This window comes from Lactobacillus kalixensis DSM 16043 (assembly GCF_001434335.1).
Taxonomy (GTDB): Bacteria; Bacillota; Bacilli; order Lactobacillales; family Lactobacillaceae; genus Lactobacillus; species Lactobacillus kalixensis.
Genome location: NZ_AZFM01000018.1, coordinates 1 through 17,352 on the forward strand (window position 1 = coordinate 1; position 17,352 = coordinate 17,352).

The 17,352-nt window shown below is 35.5% G+C and carries 19 protein-coding genes; 13 read left to right on the plus strand and 6 right to left on the minus strand.

Annotated features, from left to right (window positions below):
- Positions 1–72 precede the first annotated feature (72 nt).
- Together FC46_RS06140 and hemH are read right to left on the minus strand one after the other, a co-directional pair.
- Complete coding sequence (locus FC46_RS06140) at positions 73–1,377, minus strand: Nramp family divalent metal transporter (RefSeq protein ID WP_057798860.1); 1,305 nt, start codon at positions 1,375–1,377, stop codon at positions 73–75.
- A gap of 1 nt (position 1,378) precedes the next feature.
- Positions 1,379–2,320: a ferrochelatase gene (hemH, locus tag FC46_RS06145; RefSeq protein WP_057798862.1), complete on the minus strand. Its 942-nt coding sequence runs from the start codon at positions 2,318–2,320 to the stop codon at positions 1,379–1,381.
- Between the two features lie 230 nt (positions 2,321–2,550).
- Here hemH and FC46_RS06150 point away from each other — a divergent pair, with 230 nt between their 5' ends.
- The 4 genes from FC46_RS06150 (at position 2,551) to FC46_RS06165 (ending at position 5,388) form a co-directional block, all read left to right on the plus strand.
- Positions 2,551–3,117: an LOG family protein gene (locus FC46_RS06150; protein ID WP_057798864.1), complete on the plus strand. Its 567-nt coding sequence runs from the start codon at positions 2,551–2,553 to the stop codon at positions 3,115–3,117.
- 77 nt (positions 3,118–3,194) lie between these two features.
- Complete coding sequence (locus FC46_RS06155) at positions 3,195–3,407, plus strand: hypothetical protein (protein WP_057798866.1); 213 nt, start codon at positions 3,195–3,197, stop codon at positions 3,405–3,407.
- Positions 3,408–3,567: 160 nt separating this feature from the next.
- Entirely contained in the window at positions 3,568–4,527 is a 960-nt protein-coding gene (locus tag FC46_RS06160) for an alpha/beta hydrolase (RefSeq protein ID WP_083478025.1), read from the plus strand.
- 117 nt (positions 4,528–4,644) lie between these two features.
- On the plus strand, positions 4,645–5,388 hold the full coding sequence (locus FC46_RS06165; protein ID WP_057798870.1) for a putative ABC transporter permease: 744 nt from the start codon (positions 4,645–4,647) through the stop codon (positions 5,386–5,388).
- A 45-nt stretch (positions 5,389–5,433) separates the two neighbouring features.
- On the opposite strand, the gene FC46_RS06170 is transcribed toward FC46_RS06165, so the two are convergent.
- Positions 5,434–6,774 (minus strand): MATE family efflux transporter, encoded by a 1,341-nt coding sequence (locus FC46_RS06170; protein WP_057798872.1) that lies wholly within the window; start codon positions 6,772–6,774, stop codon positions 5,434–5,436.
- A 136-nt stretch (positions 6,775–6,910) separates the two neighbouring features.
- On the opposite strand from FC46_RS06170, the gene FC46_RS06175 reads away from it, so the two are divergent.
- Both FC46_RS06175 and FC46_RS06180 read left to right on the plus strand, forming a co-directional pair.
- Positions 6,911–7,216 carry a hypothetical protein gene (locus FC46_RS06175; RefSeq protein ID WP_057798874.1) on the plus strand — a complete coding sequence of 102 codons (306 nt, stop codon included), beginning with the start codon at positions 6,911–6,913 and terminating at the stop codon, positions 7,214–7,216.
- A gap of 26 nt (positions 7,217–7,242) precedes the next feature.
- Entirely contained in the window at positions 7,243–7,617 is a 375-nt protein-coding gene (locus FC46_RS06180; RefSeq protein WP_057798877.1) for a matrixin family metalloprotease, read from the plus strand.
- Positions 7,618–7,637: 20 nt separating this feature from the next.
- Here the strand turns inward: FC46_RS06180 and FC46_RS06185 are convergent, their stop codons facing one another.
- Positions 7,638–8,102, minus strand: a complete 465-nt coding sequence (locus FC46_RS06185; protein ID WP_057798879.1) for an Rrf2 family transcriptional regulator — start codon at positions 8,100–8,102, stop codon at positions 7,638–7,640.
- A gap of 138 nt (positions 8,103–8,240) precedes the next feature.
- Between FC46_RS06185 and FC46_RS06190 the strand changes: the two genes are divergently transcribed.
- The 4 genes from FC46_RS06190 to FC46_RS06205 are packed head-to-tail and all read left to right on the plus strand — an operon-like array spanning position 8,241 to position 11,226.
- Entirely contained in the window at positions 8,241–9,161 is a 921-nt protein-coding gene (locus tag FC46_RS06190) for a glycine betaine ABC transporter substrate-binding protein (RefSeq protein WP_057798881.1), read from the plus strand.
- A 29-nt stretch (positions 9,162–9,190) separates the two neighbouring features.
- Positions 9,191–9,835 carry an ABC transporter permease gene (locus tag FC46_RS06195; RefSeq protein WP_057798883.1) on the plus strand — a complete coding sequence of 215 codons (645 nt, stop codon included), beginning with the start codon at positions 9,191–9,193 and terminating at the stop codon, positions 9,833–9,835.
- Positions 9,816–10,586 (plus strand): ABC transporter ATP-binding protein, encoded by a 771-nt coding sequence (locus tag FC46_RS06200; protein WP_057798885.1) that lies wholly within the window; start codon positions 9,816–9,818, stop codon positions 10,584–10,586. Before FC46_RS06195 ends, FC46_RS06200 begins: the two co-directional genes overlap by 20 nt.
- The gene (locus tag FC46_RS06205; protein WP_057798887.1) at positions 10,579–11,226 is read left to right on the plus strand and encodes an ABC transporter permease; all 648 of its coding nucleotides are present in this window, start codon (positions 10,579–10,581) and stop codon (positions 11,224–11,226) included. The genes FC46_RS06200 and FC46_RS06205 overlap by 8 nt, the downstream gene beginning before the upstream one ends.
- A gap of 73 nt (positions 11,227–11,299) precedes the next feature.
- Here the strand turns inward: FC46_RS06205 and ppsA are convergent, their stop codons facing one another.
- On the minus strand, positions 11,300–13,738 hold the full coding sequence (gene ppsA / locus FC46_RS06210) for a phosphoenolpyruvate synthase (RefSeq protein ID WP_057798889.1): 2,439 nt from the start codon (positions 13,736–13,738) through the stop codon (positions 11,300–11,302).
- Positions 13,739–14,016: 278 nt separating this feature from the next.
- On the opposite strand from ppsA, the gene FC46_RS06215 reads away from it, so the two are divergent.
- The 3 genes from FC46_RS06215 to FC46_RS06225 all read left to right on the plus strand — a co-directional run bounded on the left by FC46_RS06215 (position 14,017) and on the right by FC46_RS06225 (position 15,176).
- Positions 14,017–14,631, plus strand: coding sequence for a sugar O-acetyltransferase (locus tag FC46_RS06215; RefSeq protein ID WP_057798891.1), 615 nt, complete (start codon positions 14,017–14,019; stop codon positions 14,629–14,631).
- Between the two features lie 9 nt (positions 14,632–14,640).
- Positions 14,641–14,844 (plus strand): hypothetical protein, encoded by a 204-nt coding sequence (locus FC46_RS06220; RefSeq protein ID WP_057798893.1) that lies wholly within the window; start codon positions 14,641–14,643, stop codon positions 14,842–14,844.
- A gap of 71 nt (positions 14,845–14,915) precedes the next feature.
- Positions 14,916–15,176 carry a hypothetical protein gene (locus FC46_RS06225; RefSeq protein ID WP_057798895.1) on the plus strand — a complete coding sequence of 87 codons (261 nt, stop codon included), beginning with the start codon at positions 14,916–14,918 and terminating at the stop codon, positions 15,174–15,176.
- Positions 15,177–15,339: 163 nt separating this feature from the next.
- Here FC46_RS06225 and FC46_RS06230 read toward each other — a convergent pair whose 3' ends face one another.
- A complete protein-coding gene (locus tag FC46_RS06230; RefSeq protein WP_057798897.1) occupies positions 15,340–17,265 on the minus strand; it encodes a PTS sugar transporter subunit IIABC in 1,926 nt (641 codons plus the stop codon).
- Positions 17,266–17,352 lie beyond the last annotated feature (87 nt).

Genomic DNA, 17,352 nt, shown 5'->3' on the forward strand with positions numbered 1-17,352 from the left:
CAGTATATGACAGAAAACGGAGCTAAGATAGGTACCTTATTTTTAGACGCTTACAGTGAAGTAAATTACTTTCTAAAATAAAACTAATAGATTAAGAATAGTAATTACACTTGTAAAGAGATATCCCAGAATCGTTTTCCAAAGAGGATTAGCATGTTCTCCCAAAAATTTTTTGCTACCAGTAATTGCAACTAGAGGATAGAGCGTGAATGGTAAAGCGATACTCAAGATAACTTGAGCATAAATAATCATTTGTTCAAACTGATTCTCATCGAAATGAACAAGAAAACCAATAATGATAATTGGAACTAAAGTGACAGCTCTTGTTAATAATCGACGTTGCCACAATGGAAGGCGAATATTAATGAATCCTTCCATCACAATTTGTCCCGCTAGGGTACTAGTAATTGATGAAATCAAACCTGTAATTAAAAGGGCAAAGTCAAACAGCAAACTCATTAACGAACTCGCCAAAGAACCTACGATATTGGGATTTTTCAAGCCAAAAAACACATCTTCAAGATTACCTAGATTTCCTTTATTGAAGAAAAGTGTGCCACCCAAAACTAATAACAAAGCATTAACTAAGAAAGCAGCAACTAAATGAATGAAAGAATCCCAATTAGCAAAACGCAAGGTTTCTCTGACTTGAATCGGATCTTTTTCATCATATCGGCGGCTTTGGGCCAAAGAAGAATGAAGATAAATATTATGAGGCATAATTGTCGCACCAATAATTCCTAGACTGATTAGTAATTCTGAATGATTTGTCAAAATCGCGGTGTGAGGAATAAAACCATTCATAATCTGTGTAAAATTAGGATTCGCACGGCAAACTTCAACTGTGAAAATTACACCAACAGTTAAAATCGCTATCAAAACAATGATCTCAATTCTTCTAATTCCAAAATGTAAGAAGAACAAAACCACTAAAACATCAGTGATTGTCAACAGAACCCCAATAATTAATGGCAATTTAAATATCATATTCAATGCTACCGCTGTCCCCACAACTCCTGTAAGGTCAGTAGCCATCATCGCAATTTCATTAAGTAACCAAAGACAAATACGTGTCGGCTTATTAACACTCCTAGCAATCGCTTGAGCTAAATCAACTCTAGTTGTCACACCTAACTTAATTGAGAGAGACTGCATGAACATTGCAATCAAAATTGAAACGAGTAAAACAATCAGCAATTGATACCGATATTGACTTCCCCCAGCAAGAGAAGTTAACCAGTTACCCGGATCCATATACCCAACAGCCACAAGAGCCCCTGGACCAGAATAAGCTAAAAACTTCTTCCAAAATGCATTTTTGTAAACATCTGGAACAGCAACACTCCCGTTTATTTCATCCAAACTTTTCTTTTCCATTTTAATGTTCCTGATTTCTACTAATTGCTAAATTACTTAAAAATTGTGCAAATTCGCTATTGTCATTTAAGCAGGGAACAAGAGTTAGATTGTCACCACCGTTTTCTCTAAATGACTGGTAATTTTGAATCCCATCTTCTTCAAGTGTTTCAAGGCAGTCAGCTACAAATGCCGGCGTAACAAGGAGAATATTTCTATGACCTAATTGTGCTTCTTTTAAAAGCGTATTTTTCAAATAAGGTTTAAGCCAAGGCATTGGGCCAAATTTAGATTGATAAGCCATTTGCACTTTTTCTTCAGGGATATTTACTCGTTTAATTATTTCTCTAGTAGCCGCGTCAGTTTGGTCTTGATAGGGATCACCATGTCTAACCATTGCGCTAGGGATTCCATGATAGGAGATAATTAATTTATCATAAGATCCTTGGTCCCAAGCTTTTTGAATCGTTTTACTAAGAATATCTAAATAAGTTTTTTCTTCAGAAAAACGATCAATTATAGTCGCGTCAGGTGCAGCATACTTAACTTTTTCAATAATTGTTTGAGTAGTACTTTTTGTAAAAAAAGGGAAAAGTGGCAGAACTGTGATATGCTGGCAGTTTTTCTTCATTTTTTCAAGTACTTCCGGAATTGAAGGATGACCATACGTCATTGCCATTTCAACATCCCAGTCAGGGAGATTGTCTTGTACTTTCACCGTTAGTTTTTTAGTATTAATGATTAACGGCGAACCTTCTTCTTGCCAACAATCACGATAAAATGTTGCAGAGCGCCAGGATCTCATTGGCAAAATAATACCTTTCAAAATCGGTTGCCAAATTACCTTTGGCATTTCTACAACGTTTTGATCACTTAAAAATTCTTTCAAGTATTCTTTTACATCAGGGGTAGTCGGGGTGGCTGGTGAGCCAAGGTTTACTAATAGTAGACCATTTTCTTTCATCTTAGTCACACTTTCTTTTTTACTTTAACTTTAATTTTACACTTAGCCAAACTACTCAGAAAGAGGGAAAAATATAGAGAAAAATTATTGTATAAACGGTTATTAATGGATTTGTAAATATTGCCGCATTCTTTTTGAAAAGGACGTGAAAAATATTTCAAAATTTACTAAGGGTTATTTATATTTTTTTCGTGTTAAAATTAAATAGTTTGAATGATAAGGAGAAAATTATGATCAAGAAACTTGCTGTATATCTTGGTGCATCTTCAGATGCCAAACCTCAATATAAAAAAGATGCCGCTCAAGTTGGCGAATGGATGGTAAATAACAATCTCGAATTAGTATATGGTGGTTCCGGTGTTGGATTGATGAAAATTTTATCCGATACTATTTTAGACAATGGTGGAAAAGTTCACGGAGTTATAACTAGCCAACTTAATAATAGAGGCACCACCAACACTCGTCTCAAAAATCTCGATATTGTTGATACAATGGATGAACGAAAACTTGAAATGATGAACGACGCTGACGGTATGATGGCAATACCAGGTGGGATTGGGACCTTGGAGGAAATCAGTCAAGCAATTTCATGGATAACTTTAGGCAATAACGCTAAGCCGGTTGCATTTTATAATTACAATAACTTTTATGATGGGTTACATGATCAGATTTTGCATATGCATCACGAAGGATTCTTAGAAAAAAGATATGTAGATGCAATCTGTTTCAGTGATAATCTTGACGAAATTTTGAACTTTATGAACTCATATCAGGTCCCAATTCGTCGCAACTTTTAATTTAAATTTTTCTTTTCTAAACGCTTTATTTAAGCAAAGAAAGCGAATACAATATAAGCAGAAAAGAGGTTTTAGCTATGACAGAAAACATGATGAAGCACTTAATTTTAGAAGATAAAATTAGTAGAATTGTTGGACCGATTGTTTGTATCTATCTGTTATGGTTAGCATTTGCTGCAATGTTCAACTTTGAAGCTTTAATGATATCACTTGCTGTTCAATTTGTAGTTTTACTTGGATATATGGTGATTGAGCCTTTAATATCTAGGAAAAAGAATCAACTTAACTAAAAAAAATAAATAAAATAAATATCGAGATCTGCTAATTGTTTTAGTGGATCTTTTTTGTATACAAATCAATCATATACACAGCCAAGCCATATTTTCACTCTAAATACAAGTCTTTATTTCTATATGTTTCTTATTTAACATAGTACATATTAGAAAAGAGATGTATGATTTGAGAAAAAAACACAAAAAAACATGGATTGCGCTGATTATTACAACCTTGATTATTGTTATTGGCTTTATTGGCGCAGGTTTTTATTTTTACAACGTGGCAATTGTACCAGGGGAGAAGAGCTTCCTTTCTAGAAAAACCGAAGTAAAAAAATCTGATCCACTATATTCACAAACGATCTGGTATCAAAAAGCTAAAAAGAAGAAATTATATATCAAGGCAGCAGATGATAACTTGAAACTTGATGCTAATTATATTCCTGCTGCTCATAAAAGTAATAAAACCGTTATCTTACTTCATGGTTACATGAACAACAAGGATACTATGGGGCCTTACGCAGCAATTTTTCATAAATTAGGCTACAATGCACTTTTACCAGATGCACGTGGACACGGCCAAAGCCAAGGGAATTACGTTGGTTACGGTTGGCGTGAGAAAGTTGATGTGCGTAAATGGGCAAAGAAGATAATTGCTATGAATGGAAAAAACTCTAAGATCGTTATCATGGGTGTCAGTATGGGCGGTGCCACAACCATGATGACCAGCGGTCTAAAGTTACCCAAACAAGTTAGATGTTTCATTGAAGATTGTGGATATACTAATGCCAAAGATGAAATAGAATATGAGGCAAAGCAGCTATATAACATGCCAAGTTTTCCTAGATTTCCAATGGTTGAGATTCTCAGTGGAATTACCCGGATTAGAGCAGGCTATTTCTTAAATGATGCTAGCAGTATTAATCAGTTGAAGAAAAACCATCGTCCAATGCTGTTCATCCATGGTTCAAAAGATACTTTTGTTCCAACTGAAATGGTCTATAAAAATTATCGTGCAACTAATGGACCTAAAGAACTATGGATTGTTAAGGGAGCTTCTCATGCTAAGTCATACAAGACGAACCCACATAAGTATGCAACAAAAATTGAGCATTTTTTAAATAAATACATTTAGAGAATCATTGGTGTACGTGTGCACCAATGATTTATTTTTATAAAAATCTAGTTTAAAATTAAGTTAAAATTAAGTTAACAACATTATTTAAAAAACATATGCAGAGGGAGGTCTATAATGCCTTATTCACTTTCAGAAATAGTGATGCTTTTTTTCACTTATTCAGTTATTGGCTGGATTTGGGAAACGATTTACTGTTCACTTAAAGACCATCACTATGATTATCGTGGCTTCTTATTTGGTCCGTATTGTCCAGTTTACGGCTTTGCTGTTACTACAATATTGATTTTTACTGATAAATTTAAAAACCATCTGATTCTTTTATTTATTTCCGGATTAATCGTAGCGACAATCTTTGAATATTTAGCTAGTCTTTTTCTTGAAAAGGTCTTCCACATGAAGTTATGGGATTATTCAGACCTATGGGGTAACTTACAAGGTCGGGTTGCTCCAATGATCTCACTATTCTGGGGATTCGGGGTTGTATTATTAGATAAATTTATTCAACCCCATATTCAGGACTTTCTTAATTGGGAAGAGGCAAGAACTCACGGTGCCTTTGCAGTTATCGTCGCAGTGATCATGGCAACAGACTTTGTCTTTACTATCATTAGTGTTGAAAGATTCAATGTTACAACAAAGGAATGGAATGATCGCATCAATGCATTCTTTAAGAAAAGAGGACACGAGCTTTCATCTCATGAACTTATCTTTAAGCATTTGGATGAAGTCAAGCCAAAGCATAAATTGAGTTGGAATCACAAACGTTTGCTTAACAGTTTTCCTCAATTGAAATCGACTAACAACAAGCAATTTAATGATATTAAGCAAGATTTAGTTAAGAGAATTAATCAAAAATAAAAGCGCTTCTACCTAAATTGTGATAGGTATAGAAGCGCCTTTTGTTTAGTTATCATCTTTTATTTTATCTTTCAAATCTAGGCTATACCTAAAAATAAGATAGCCTATTAAACATGTAACTACATCTGTTACAGCTTGTGCCCACACAATTCCGTGATATCCTAACATATATTTCATAATTTCTATTGCGATGAAGTAAATTACACCTTGACGTGAAATTGCCATAATAAAAGCAGCCCAAGCATTGCCAACAGACTGAAAAACTGTTGTGTAAACCAAAATTATGCCAACAAGTGGTGTAGTGACCAAACACGCAATTAGCATATAACTAGCTGATGATACTATGTTATTTTGATTCATGAAAAGAGCTGTGATCGGCTTTGAAAATACAATTAGCAATCCACCTGCAATAACAGCATAAATAACTTGAACTAACATATCAAAACGTAAAATATCACGTAGTCGCTTCCAATTTTTAGCACCGTAATTATAGCCAATCAGCGGTTGCGACCCGAAAGTAAAGCCAACAATTACTAAGATGACAATGTTATAAATCTTCTGAGTAATTCCCATTGCAGCAATTTTATTTGCACCATAAATTGCTAGAGAAGAATTCAGTAAGGCCATTCCGAAGCTTTGTGCAAAATTTGTCACTGAACTTGGAATCCCGATTGAGATAATATCTTTGACTAATTTTTTATCAATTTTCATCAATTTAGGATTTAGATTAATATAAGTAGCTTTCTTCACAGTGAAGTAGACTAGCAACAAATCAGTAAAAGCATAACCTAAAATGTTGGCAATGCCGACGCCTGTAGCCCCCATTTTTAGAATAAATAAGAAGATCGGATCTAGAATAATCGCTAGAATTGTTCCTAACATGGATGCGATCATTGCTTGAATAGCTAAACCTTCGGTTCTAATTAAGTTTTGTGGTATTAAAGATAAAACAATGAAAACTGCACCGATAGAAATAACTCGGTAAAAATCAGCAGAATCGGCATAGGTTGTAGAACGTGCACCTAATGCATAAAGAATAGGTCTTTCAAAAATCAATAAAATTGCTGTTAAAAAGAGTCCCGAAATAATTCCCCAGTAGATAGAAAAACTGCTAGCTCGCTTACTTAAATTATATCTTTTTTCACCAAATAAACGCGAGATAACACTACTTCCACCAAGTCCGAAAATATCGGACACCGCCATTAAAAAATTTAACAACGGTGCACCAATTGTGACAGCCGCCACTAATCTAGTATCACCTGTTTTAGCAACAAACATCGTATCGGCTAGGTTATAAATCATAGTAGTGATCATTCCTAAAACAACCGGTAATGCTAGCTTAAAATAGACCTTTTTGATCGGCGCTTTTGCGAATAATTGATCCATTTTTTACCTCATTTCTAAAGATAATTATAAAAGATTTACAACTTTTTAGAAATGCAATTACAGTTATGTGAATTAATTGACCTTGTCTTATCAAAATAATAATATTGACTTTAAATAGAGAAGGAATGATTATCGCATGAAATTAAAGAACATTCTAAAGAAATTAGTTGTCTCTACAATGCTTTTAGGAGCGTTAGGCAGCACAGGGATTTTTGAAAATTCACAAATTGAAACTAGTGTCCAAGCTGCTACAAAGAAGAACAAAAAATCAACTAAAAAAGCCAAGAAGACCACTAAAAAGACTGTCAAAAAGTTATCAACTAAGAGAGCAAAGTTAGTGTTAAAACTAAGGCAAAGAAAGCTATTAAAGTTGATGGTCATAAAAAGGCTAAAAAGATCACTAAAAAGGAAGCTAATATTCCTTATGGTACAGTCTATTTAGCACTTGATGATGATAAGGACCGCCAAGTGGTTCAAGACGCAATCAACGCTTGGAATGCCACTGGCGTTGTGAAATTAATTGTTATTAAATCTCCAGCTAATGCATATTTAACTATTAAAAATGGCAATTACGGTAATACTTCATGGGCAGGTGAAACTACAACTAGACAAAGTTCAACCGGAAAGAGAAGTGCGGAAATTCTTTTGAATAATTTCTATGATGCATATCTTAGTTACCAATCCCAGGTAAATGTAGCTGAACATGAATTGGGTCTTGCAATTGGTTTAAATCATATTGATAGTCAACCATCAGTAATGAATTCAGCAATTAGTCCGGACCGTAGCTATCCAATTCAACCAATTGATATTGAAACTGTTAAAGCAATTTATAGAGAAAAGTAACAAAAACGACTAGTCATTGACTAGTCGTTATTTTGTTCTTGTAATTTTTCTTTTTCCTTCTGTTTAACCAAAATTGTATTGATCACATCAGCTAAAGTGGTTTGATTAAGTTTAGCTTTAGCAGCAATTTCAGCTTGAGAATAAAATGTTGATAGAGTCGACTGGATATTTCCACCAACTATGCATTCAGGATTGGTTTTATGATCAATCTCAAATAAAGGCTTTTCTTTTTCAACTGCTAAATAAACATCTAATAGCGTGATATCTTCAGGTTTTTTAGCAAGTTTCGGATCTGGAGTTCCATGCTTAGTTTCAATCAATCCTGCTTTTCTTAAAGTAACCATTAATTGGCGCACCATAACAGGAGAGGTTTCAATACTTGATGCAATTAGATTACTTGTAAGTGGTAAATTTTTCATTTTTCCATAAATATCAATGAAAGCTAAGATATGGATTGAGTCACTGAAGCGAGTAGATATTTTCATTCTGTTCATCTCCTCATTCTTGTAATTATACAATTTACATTTATTTTATGAAAAAGTGTTGACTTGGTCAAGTGGATATCATATTATTAACTTGTAATTTGAATTTATATAATTATAAGGTATGGAAAAGAGTGGCAGATGAGTAAAAGGAAAAAGATAGCTTTAATAGAGCTTATTATACTTGTGTCAACAATAATAATATGTAATTTCATAATTAACAATAACAGCAATCAAAAATATAAACATAGTAGTAATGCTTCTACAGTTATAATCGGTTCAAAAAATTTCACCGAAAGCAAAATAGTGATGCAAATTTGGGCTGACGCATTAAAAAAAGAAGGTTTCAATGTCCGAACCAAGCCTAATATTTCAAGCTCAGTAGTCTACCAAGCAATCAGGTCTAAGCAAGTTACTTTATATCCAGAATATACAGGAACAATTGCACTTTCTTATTTAAACAAAAATATCGTAGGCAAAAACGAAAAGCAAATCGCGACTATTGCTAGAAACGGTGTTCAAAAAGAAGGTTTAACAACTTTATCATACGCTCCAGGTAATGATGCTCAAGGTATCGCCATCAGAACAAGCATAGCTAAGAGATACGGCATTAAGAATATTAGTGATTTGCAAAAGAAAGCAAATAAGATTAGATTTGCATCACAAGGTGAATTTGACAAACGTGAAGATGGTATTCTAGGCCTTGAAAAAGTTTACGGTAAGTTCAATTTCAAAAATCACAAGGTCTACGACCCAAGTTTGAAGTACCAAATCCTTGAAAAAGGTGAAGGCGACATCACTCCCGCATCAACTACAGAAGGTCAGCTTGCGACAGGTAAATACTTTGCTTTAACTGATAACAAGCATTTCTGGCCACCATATAACCTTGTACCACTTATTAGAAAATCAACTCTTGATTCAGATCCACGAATTGCAAAGATTCTTAATAAGGTTAACAAGAAGCTAACCACAAAGGAATTACAAAACTTGAACAAGCAAGTCGATGTTGATGGTCATAGTTACCAATATGTCGCAAGCAAGTGGGTTGAAGAGAACTATTAGAATTTAACTAGCTTAAAGGACGGTAAAACATGATTAATCAAATAATTAATTATTTTCAAACATCATCAGGTGAGTATTGGGGCTATGTTGGACAGCACCTTTTCCTGAGCTTCACATCTTTAATTATTGCGATGATCATTGCTTTACCCTTAGGTTATTTAGGTTCAAGAAATCGCTTTGTTGCTCAATTTTGTCAAACTTTTAGTCAACTACTTAGAATCATTCCTAGTCTAGCACTATTATTCATTCTGATTCCTTTTATTGGAACAGGCTATACACCAGCATTAATTGCATTAGTAGTCTTAGCTTTGCCACCACTTTTCGTCAATACAATCCTTGGATTTAATGAGGTTTCACCAACGTTAAAAGAAGTGGGATTGTCCCTGGGTATGAATCAGACGCAATTACTTAAACAAATCACTTTTCCGCTAGCATTACCTTATATTCTTAACGGAATCAAGTTAGCGTTAGTTGAAGTAATCGCTAGCGCCACTTTGGCAACCTATATTGGTGCGGGTGGCCTCGGAACTCTGATCTTCACTGGTCTTGGTTTATATAAAATACAATATGTCGTTATCGGCGCAGTCAGCGTCGCTCTTTTATCATTAATCTCAATGATTTTATTAGATTTAGCCATTAGAAAGGTTAGAGAAAATGAGCAATTCAATTATTAAATTCAAGCATGTTGCCAAAAAATACGATAAGAAAGAAATTATCTCTGACCTAAATTTTGAGATTAAAAAAGGTGAGTTTATTACCGTTCTTGGTTCCTCAGGATCTGGTAAAACTACCACATTAAAGATGATCAATGGTCTTGAAAAACCAACTTCTGGTGAAATTATCGTCAATGGTGAAAATCTGAAAAATGCTAATTTGGTAAACTTGCGGCGCCATATCGGCTATGTTGTCCAATCAATTGGTTTATTCCCACACATGACAATTGCACAGAATATTGCCGTCACACCGAAGTTGTTGGGGTGGAGTCAAGACAAGATTGATCAGACTGTTTCAAAGCTTCTTGAAGTAGTCGGACTTGAAGATGCCCGCTTTAAGGATGCTTATCCATCTCAATTATCCGGCGGACAGCAACAAAGAGTAGGGGTAGCACGAGCATTATCAACCAATCCACCAATTATGTTGTTTGATGAACCATTTTCTGCTCTTGATGCAATCACTCGCCAAAATCTGCAGCAAGAATTAAAAACTTTACATAAAAATTTAAATGACAAAACTTTTTTCTTCGTTACTCACGACATCAACGAAGCACTTTTCTTAGGCGATCGCGTTATGGTAATGAATAACGGTATGATTGAACAATTCGATACACCTGAAAATCTAATCGATCATCCTGCAACTCAATACGTCAGCGATTTACTCGGAACAGTTCAGCAGAACAAGAATTTATGGGAGCATTTCAATGATTAAATATTGGCAAGAAAATTCACAACATATGATTCTGTTGGCAAGCCAACATGGACAGATGGTTTTGGCAGCCCTTTTAATCGCATTTGTAATTGCGGTAGTCATCATTTATTTTTGTTTAAGAAAAGAGAACTGGCTTAATTCATTAATTTATGTTTTTTCATTATTATATTCAGTTCCCAGCTACGCTTTCTTTGCATTACTTATCCCAGTCACAGGTCTAGGTACTACCACAGCAATTATAGTTTTGGCTTGTTATAATGAATACGTGCTGCTGAGAACATTTATTACAGGAATCCGCGGTGTCGATCCTGATTACATCGAAGTGGCAAAAGGGTTAGGTATGACGGACCGCGAAGTTTTCTTTAAAGTTCAATTACCATTAGCAATGCCGTCAATCTTTTCTGGGTTACAAGTCGCACTTGCTTCAACAATGGCGATTGCAACAATTGCATCAACCATTAGTGCAGGTGGGCTTGGTGATTTGATGTTTGAAGGTTTGCAAACTAATAATGCTGTTCCAATTCTTTGGGGAACGATTCTAACTATCGCATTAACGCTTATTTTTATCGTGATTTTAAATTTAATTAAAACTCTGATCTTAAGCGAAGGATTAACAGTAAAAGAAAATTATCATAAATAAACAAATAAGAAGCTAATGATTTTGATTACTAGCTTCTTATTTTTGTAACACGAATTTCTTTTAATTAGTTATTTTACCATTCATAATTGGTAGGATCTTGCCGACCTAAACCAGTTGCATGGTCTAACAAGATTCTTTGTTCATAATGAGCAACATTTAACTTGGTTTGCTTTACCATATCAGGGTTAACTGAAACATAGTCAATGCCACTTCTTACCAAGAATTCAGTGAATTCTGGGTATTCAGAAGGCGCTTGACCACAGATTGAAACAGTCTTACCATCCTTGTGAGCAACCTTGATCAAATGACGAATTGCACGTTTTACTGCCAAGTTTCTTTCATCAAATAATCTAGCAACTGTATCATTATTGCGGTCACACCCCAAAATAAGCATTGTCAAATCATTTGAGCCAATTGAATAGCCATCAACGAACTCGTTGAATTGATCAGCCAAAATAATGTTTGAAGGAATTTCGGCCATCATGTAAATCTTAAAGTTGGCACTTCTTACTAATCCTTCTTCAGCCATAATTTGAGTTACTTTTCTGGCTTCGTCAACAGTTCTGCAGAATGGAATCATTACATTTAAGTTTGTTAAGCCATATTCTTCACGAACCTTCTTAACTGCCTTAACTTCAAGCTTGAAAGCATTAATATACTTAGGATCATAGTATCTAGATGCACCACGCCAACCTAATAAGTCAGCAGATTCATGAGGTTCGTATTTTTCTCCACCCTTTAAATTACGATATTCACTTGACTTAAAATCAGAAAATCTCAGCACAATTGGACGAGGTGACATTGCTCTTGCAACTTTACCAATACCACTAGCAAGTTCGTTGACAACTTTTTCTGGATGACCAGAGTCAATTAAGTAAAGTGGGTGCTCATGAATATATGAAGTCCACAAGAATTCTTCTCTCATTAAGCCAATCCCATCAGCAGGTAGAGCTGAATACTTTTCTGCCAAATCAGGATTACCAAGATTCATCATGACTTTAGTTGCTGTAGGAGGGAAGTATTCTGCTTGAACAGGTTGATTACTTACTTGAGCAGTTGGTGCTTTTGGTTTTAAGGCGTCAATAATATCACCTTTGTAAACTACACCGTTCTTAGCATCAACAGTAATCATTTCACCATCTTTAAGGACTTCGGTAGCTTTCACACCATTACTTGTAGTACCAACGATACATGGTATTTGCATTTCTCGAGAAACAATGGCTGCATGACAAGTCATCCCACCGTTATTTGTGATAATTGCCTTAGCTTTTTGCATAGCTGGAACCCAGTCAGGTGAAGTCATTAAAGTAACTAAGATTTCACCTTTCTTGAATTGATCGATATCTTCTGGATTATCAATTACATGAACACGACCACTTGCAAGACCTGGAGCAGCAGTCAGTCCTCTTAAGATTACTTCTGCATTAGAAATATCCGTACTTGATTGACTTGAAGAATTATCTTGCTTGCTCCTGTTTCTTTGTGACCAAACAGTTTCAGGGCGAGCTTGAACGACCCAAACTTTATTAGTTCTTGAATCAACTGCCCACTCCATATCCATATAGCAGCCATAATGCTTTTCAATCGTTTTAGCATAACTAGCAAGTTCAACAACTTGTTGATCAGTTAATGAAGCTTCTTGTTGCTTATCTTCTGGAACATTAACTTCGTGAACTCCGCCATTAGGTTCTCTAATTAGTTCAATTTTCTTAGTAGTAATTGCTTTAGACTTAATAGTTAAGTCAGATTTGTTTACTACAAAGTGATCTGGAGTTACCTTACCTGAAACGATGTATTCACCCAATCCCCAAATAGAGTCGATAACGATAACTGAATCGTCTCCGTTTGAAACGTTAACAGTAAACATAATACCTGACGACTTGGAGAAAACTTGCATTTGCACTGCAGCAGATAAAGCTACTTTTTGATATGGGAATTGTGCCTTATGACGATAGTAAGTAGCACGATCAGTAAAGAGGGAAGCATAACATTCCTTAACTTTTTGTACAACTTCATCTGCACCACGGACATTCAAATAAGTATCTTGTTGTCCAGCAAAACTAGCATTTGGCAAATCTTCAGCGGTTGCACTAGAGCGAACAGCAACGAATGGATCTTTTTGATCCATTTTCTTTGCTAATTGAAGATATGAACTCTTGATATTTTCAGCTAAATCTTCTGGCATAGGTGTTTCCACCATAATCTTTCGAATTTTCGAACAGACTTCATGCAATTCTTCCGTGTTTTCATAGTCTTTAATACTGTTAAGTAATTCGCTAACTTTTTTATCCAAACCCGTTGAGTTCAAAAAATAGCGATAGGCGTGAGCTGTAGTCGCAAAGCCATAAGGGACAGGAATATTAGTCGAAGAAGTCATTTCTCCAAGTGAGGATGATTTTCCTCCAACTAATGCAACATCTTCACGATGAAGCTCATCAAACCACAATACATCCTTTTCAGCACGGGGATCAGAATTAACATTTACAGAACTAATAATTTTGGTTTCAGTCATAATAGTTACCTCTCGAATTACGACAAAAGCAATAGTACCTCAGAAACGCTGTAAGCGCTTCTACATGACTGATTTTATTATTAAAATGATATATTCACAAGCAAAACGACTTACTCATGAAATAACATAAAGCCTGATATTAAAAGACTTTACTAACATCTTAGGTAAAAAATTATTAATTAATAAATAAAAATAAAGTTTTAAATTTTCCATAGTTAAACAAAAATACACACACTATAATTTACTTATTCAATAAAATAAAAATAATGGAGAACATTATGGAAGATAACACAAAAAAGATGCTCGCAGGTGAACCGTACCGTCCAGATACAGAAGAATTATCTGGTTTTTCAAGTTTAGCTCACCGGTTATGCCGTGACTATAACATGCTGTCAGATACCGATCGCGATGAAAGAAACGCTATCATTGATAGGCTTTTCTCAGATCATGAGAAAGGCGTCTACATTCAAGGACCACTTCAAGCTGATTATGGTCGTTTCACTCATTTGGGTGAAAACTTTTATTCTAATTTCAACTTGACCATTCTTGATACTTGTCCTGTCACTTTCGGTAAAAATGTGATGGTAGGGCCCAATTGTACATTTGCTACACCAATTCATCCGCTACTTCCTGAGCAACGAAACGCTCGTATTCAAGAAGATGGGAAACTAGCTGATTACGAATACGGTGCACCAATTACAGTAGGTGATAACTGTTGGTTTGCAAGTAACGTAACTGTGTGTGCTGGTGTAAAAATCGGTAATGGCTGTGTCATTGCTGCCGGAGCAGTTGTTACTAGAGATATTCCTGATAATTCTCTAGCTATGGGTGTGCCTGCAAGAGTGGTTCGTGAAATCACTGAAAAAGACCGTTTGGATAATTATCCATATTAGGAGAGAAAAATGGATATTATCATTTTAATTGGTGTCATTATCATGTTTATAAGCTTTTTCATTATGATTATTAATACCAAGTACACGCCTTTTCATTGGCGGCAATACAGATCACGCAGTAAAAAATGGGCAGCGATTAGCTTGATATTATTATTGGTAGGTTTAGCGATCATTATTTTGAAAGCTATGGCAAACGGGCAAATAAGATATTAATATGTATAAAAATGCGGTAAAATAACGTATAATATAACTATGAAAGCGATTTAAAAGTGAGGTGCATATTTATGAAGAAAAAAGCTCTTTTAGGTATTGGCATTGGATTTAGTGCGGCATTTTTAGCAGCATGTGCTGTTGTTAAGAGAATGTATGATAAAGATTATGAAGGTGTTAGCTCTGCAGATCGTGGCGTATCACCGGTTGATGATGACGAATTGATTGAAGGCGAAGACGAAAAGCTCGAAGAAACTCACGATCATGACGATGACGAAGTTAAAGATTTAAAAGCTGACGCCATTAACCACGGCTACAAGCCAATCGACTACTAAAATAAAAAATTAATTACCCATTCACTAAGATTCTTGTCCTTGAAAAGGCAAGAATCTTTTTAATATTATTTTTTGATAAAGGTATCACACTCAATCAGTAATACATTTCAAGCCAAACAAAAATGCGGAGAGTTGCAACTCTTCGCATTTTTGTTCTATTCAACTATTTTGCAGAACCTGGGCGCTTCTTTTTCTCTACTTTTTTGCCCATAGTCATGTCATCATTGTATCCCCATACCCAAGTTACAATGAAAGCAACAACGATTGTCACTGCACTTGAAATTAAGAATGCATAGAAACTACTTAAGTTGGTTGGATTCTTTGGATCGAAGAAACTTGAGAAACCAATCAAACCACCAGTAAAGCCAAACATAGTTCCGTGCATTAAACCAGTAATTAAACCACCGAATGCAGAACCGATACATCCTGAGATAAAGACAGTCTTGTATCTTAAGTTAATACCATAAATTGCTGGTTCAGTAACACCGCAGAATGCTGAGATAGCAGCGGCAATACCTAATTCTTTCATGTCAGACTTCTTTGACTTGATTGCAACTGCCAATACTGCAGCACCTTGAGCAACCATAGTAGTACTAATGATGGCGTTCAATGCACTTTCACCAGTTCCGGCAATTTGTTGAGCAACCAACGGAACAACACCCCAGTGAAGACCGAAGATAACAAGTAATTGGTAGAAAGCACCAATGATCAAACCTCCGATCCAGCCTGATGACTTAACAAGCCAGTTAATGAAGACTGCGATACCATTTGCAGCACCTTGGATCACTGGACCGGTAATTACTAATGTAATTGCTGAAACAACCAAAATTGTAATCAAAGGGACGAAAATCATTTGTAGATAGCTTGGAAGAACTTTCTTAAGCCATTCCTCACATTTAGCTGCAAGCCAAGCTGCTAAGATCATTGGGAAGATTGAGTAACTATAGTTTAAGAATTGGAAGTTCCAACTACCTAAACTAAACATAGTTGTCATATTTCTACCCCAATCAATCATTTGAGGGTAGGTAAGGAAACCACCGATTACTGCGGCAATAATTGGATCACTGTTTAAACGTTTTGCGGCACTAAATCCTACGAGGATTGGAAGGAAGAAGAAGGCTGAGTCAGCCATAGCACTTACTGTAATGTAGACAGGACTCTTAACATTGAGTAATGCACCTAATTGCGGCAAAGTTAACAAGGCTAGAAAACCTTTGATAATACCTGATGCAGCAATTACACCGATTACTGGACTCATAGATCCAGTAATGAAACCAATCAAATTACCAAATGCTCTTGAAACTGGATTTCTGTCATCATTTTCATTAGTAGTTGGAGCTGGATTGTCACCTAAACCAGGTAGTTGCTTCATAACAGCGTCAAAGACATTAGTAACTTCGTTACCAATAACCACTTGATATTGACCACCAGCATGCATTACATCAAGAATACCACGCTGATTTTTCAGAACATCATCATCGGCCTTTGATTCATCTTTCAAGTAGAAGCGAAGGCGAGTGATACAGTGAATTAAATTATTGACATTATCTGCACCACCGACGTTCTTAATAATGAAAGTCGCGAGTTCATCGTATGAAAGCTTCTTATCTGATGCTTCTTCAGCAGTCTTAAGATGTGCGTGAGCAACAATCTCGCCAGCTTTAGCAGTTCCCTCAGTTAAATCTAAGCCATCAAGTTTTTGGGCTGAATTAGTAACTAAAGTCATAATAGTAGTATCAAGGTTTTTCTCCTTGATTTTGTCGAGATCCATTGTTGCAATTGGATCACCAGCTTTAATTTCCTGACCGGTTTCAACTTTTACTTCAAATGGCTCTCCATTAAGACCAACAGTATCAACACCCATATGAACTAAAACCTCAAGTCCATCTTCAGTATTAATACCAATTGCGTGCTTAGTTTCAGCAACCATTGAAACTTTTCCGCTTACTGGTGCAACAACGTTGCCATCTACCGGGGTTAAACCAAAGCCTTGGCCCATAACTCCCTGACTAAAGATTGGATCACTAGTTTTGCTAAGTGCAAGGACTTCACCGTTTGCAGGTGCAAGTAAAGTAATTTCATTATCCATTATTCTTTTCTCCTAAAGTTCAATTCTTAGAAAATTTAAAAGCGTTTTCATCTGAGCTCATAAATTATATTAAACTTGTATATACAA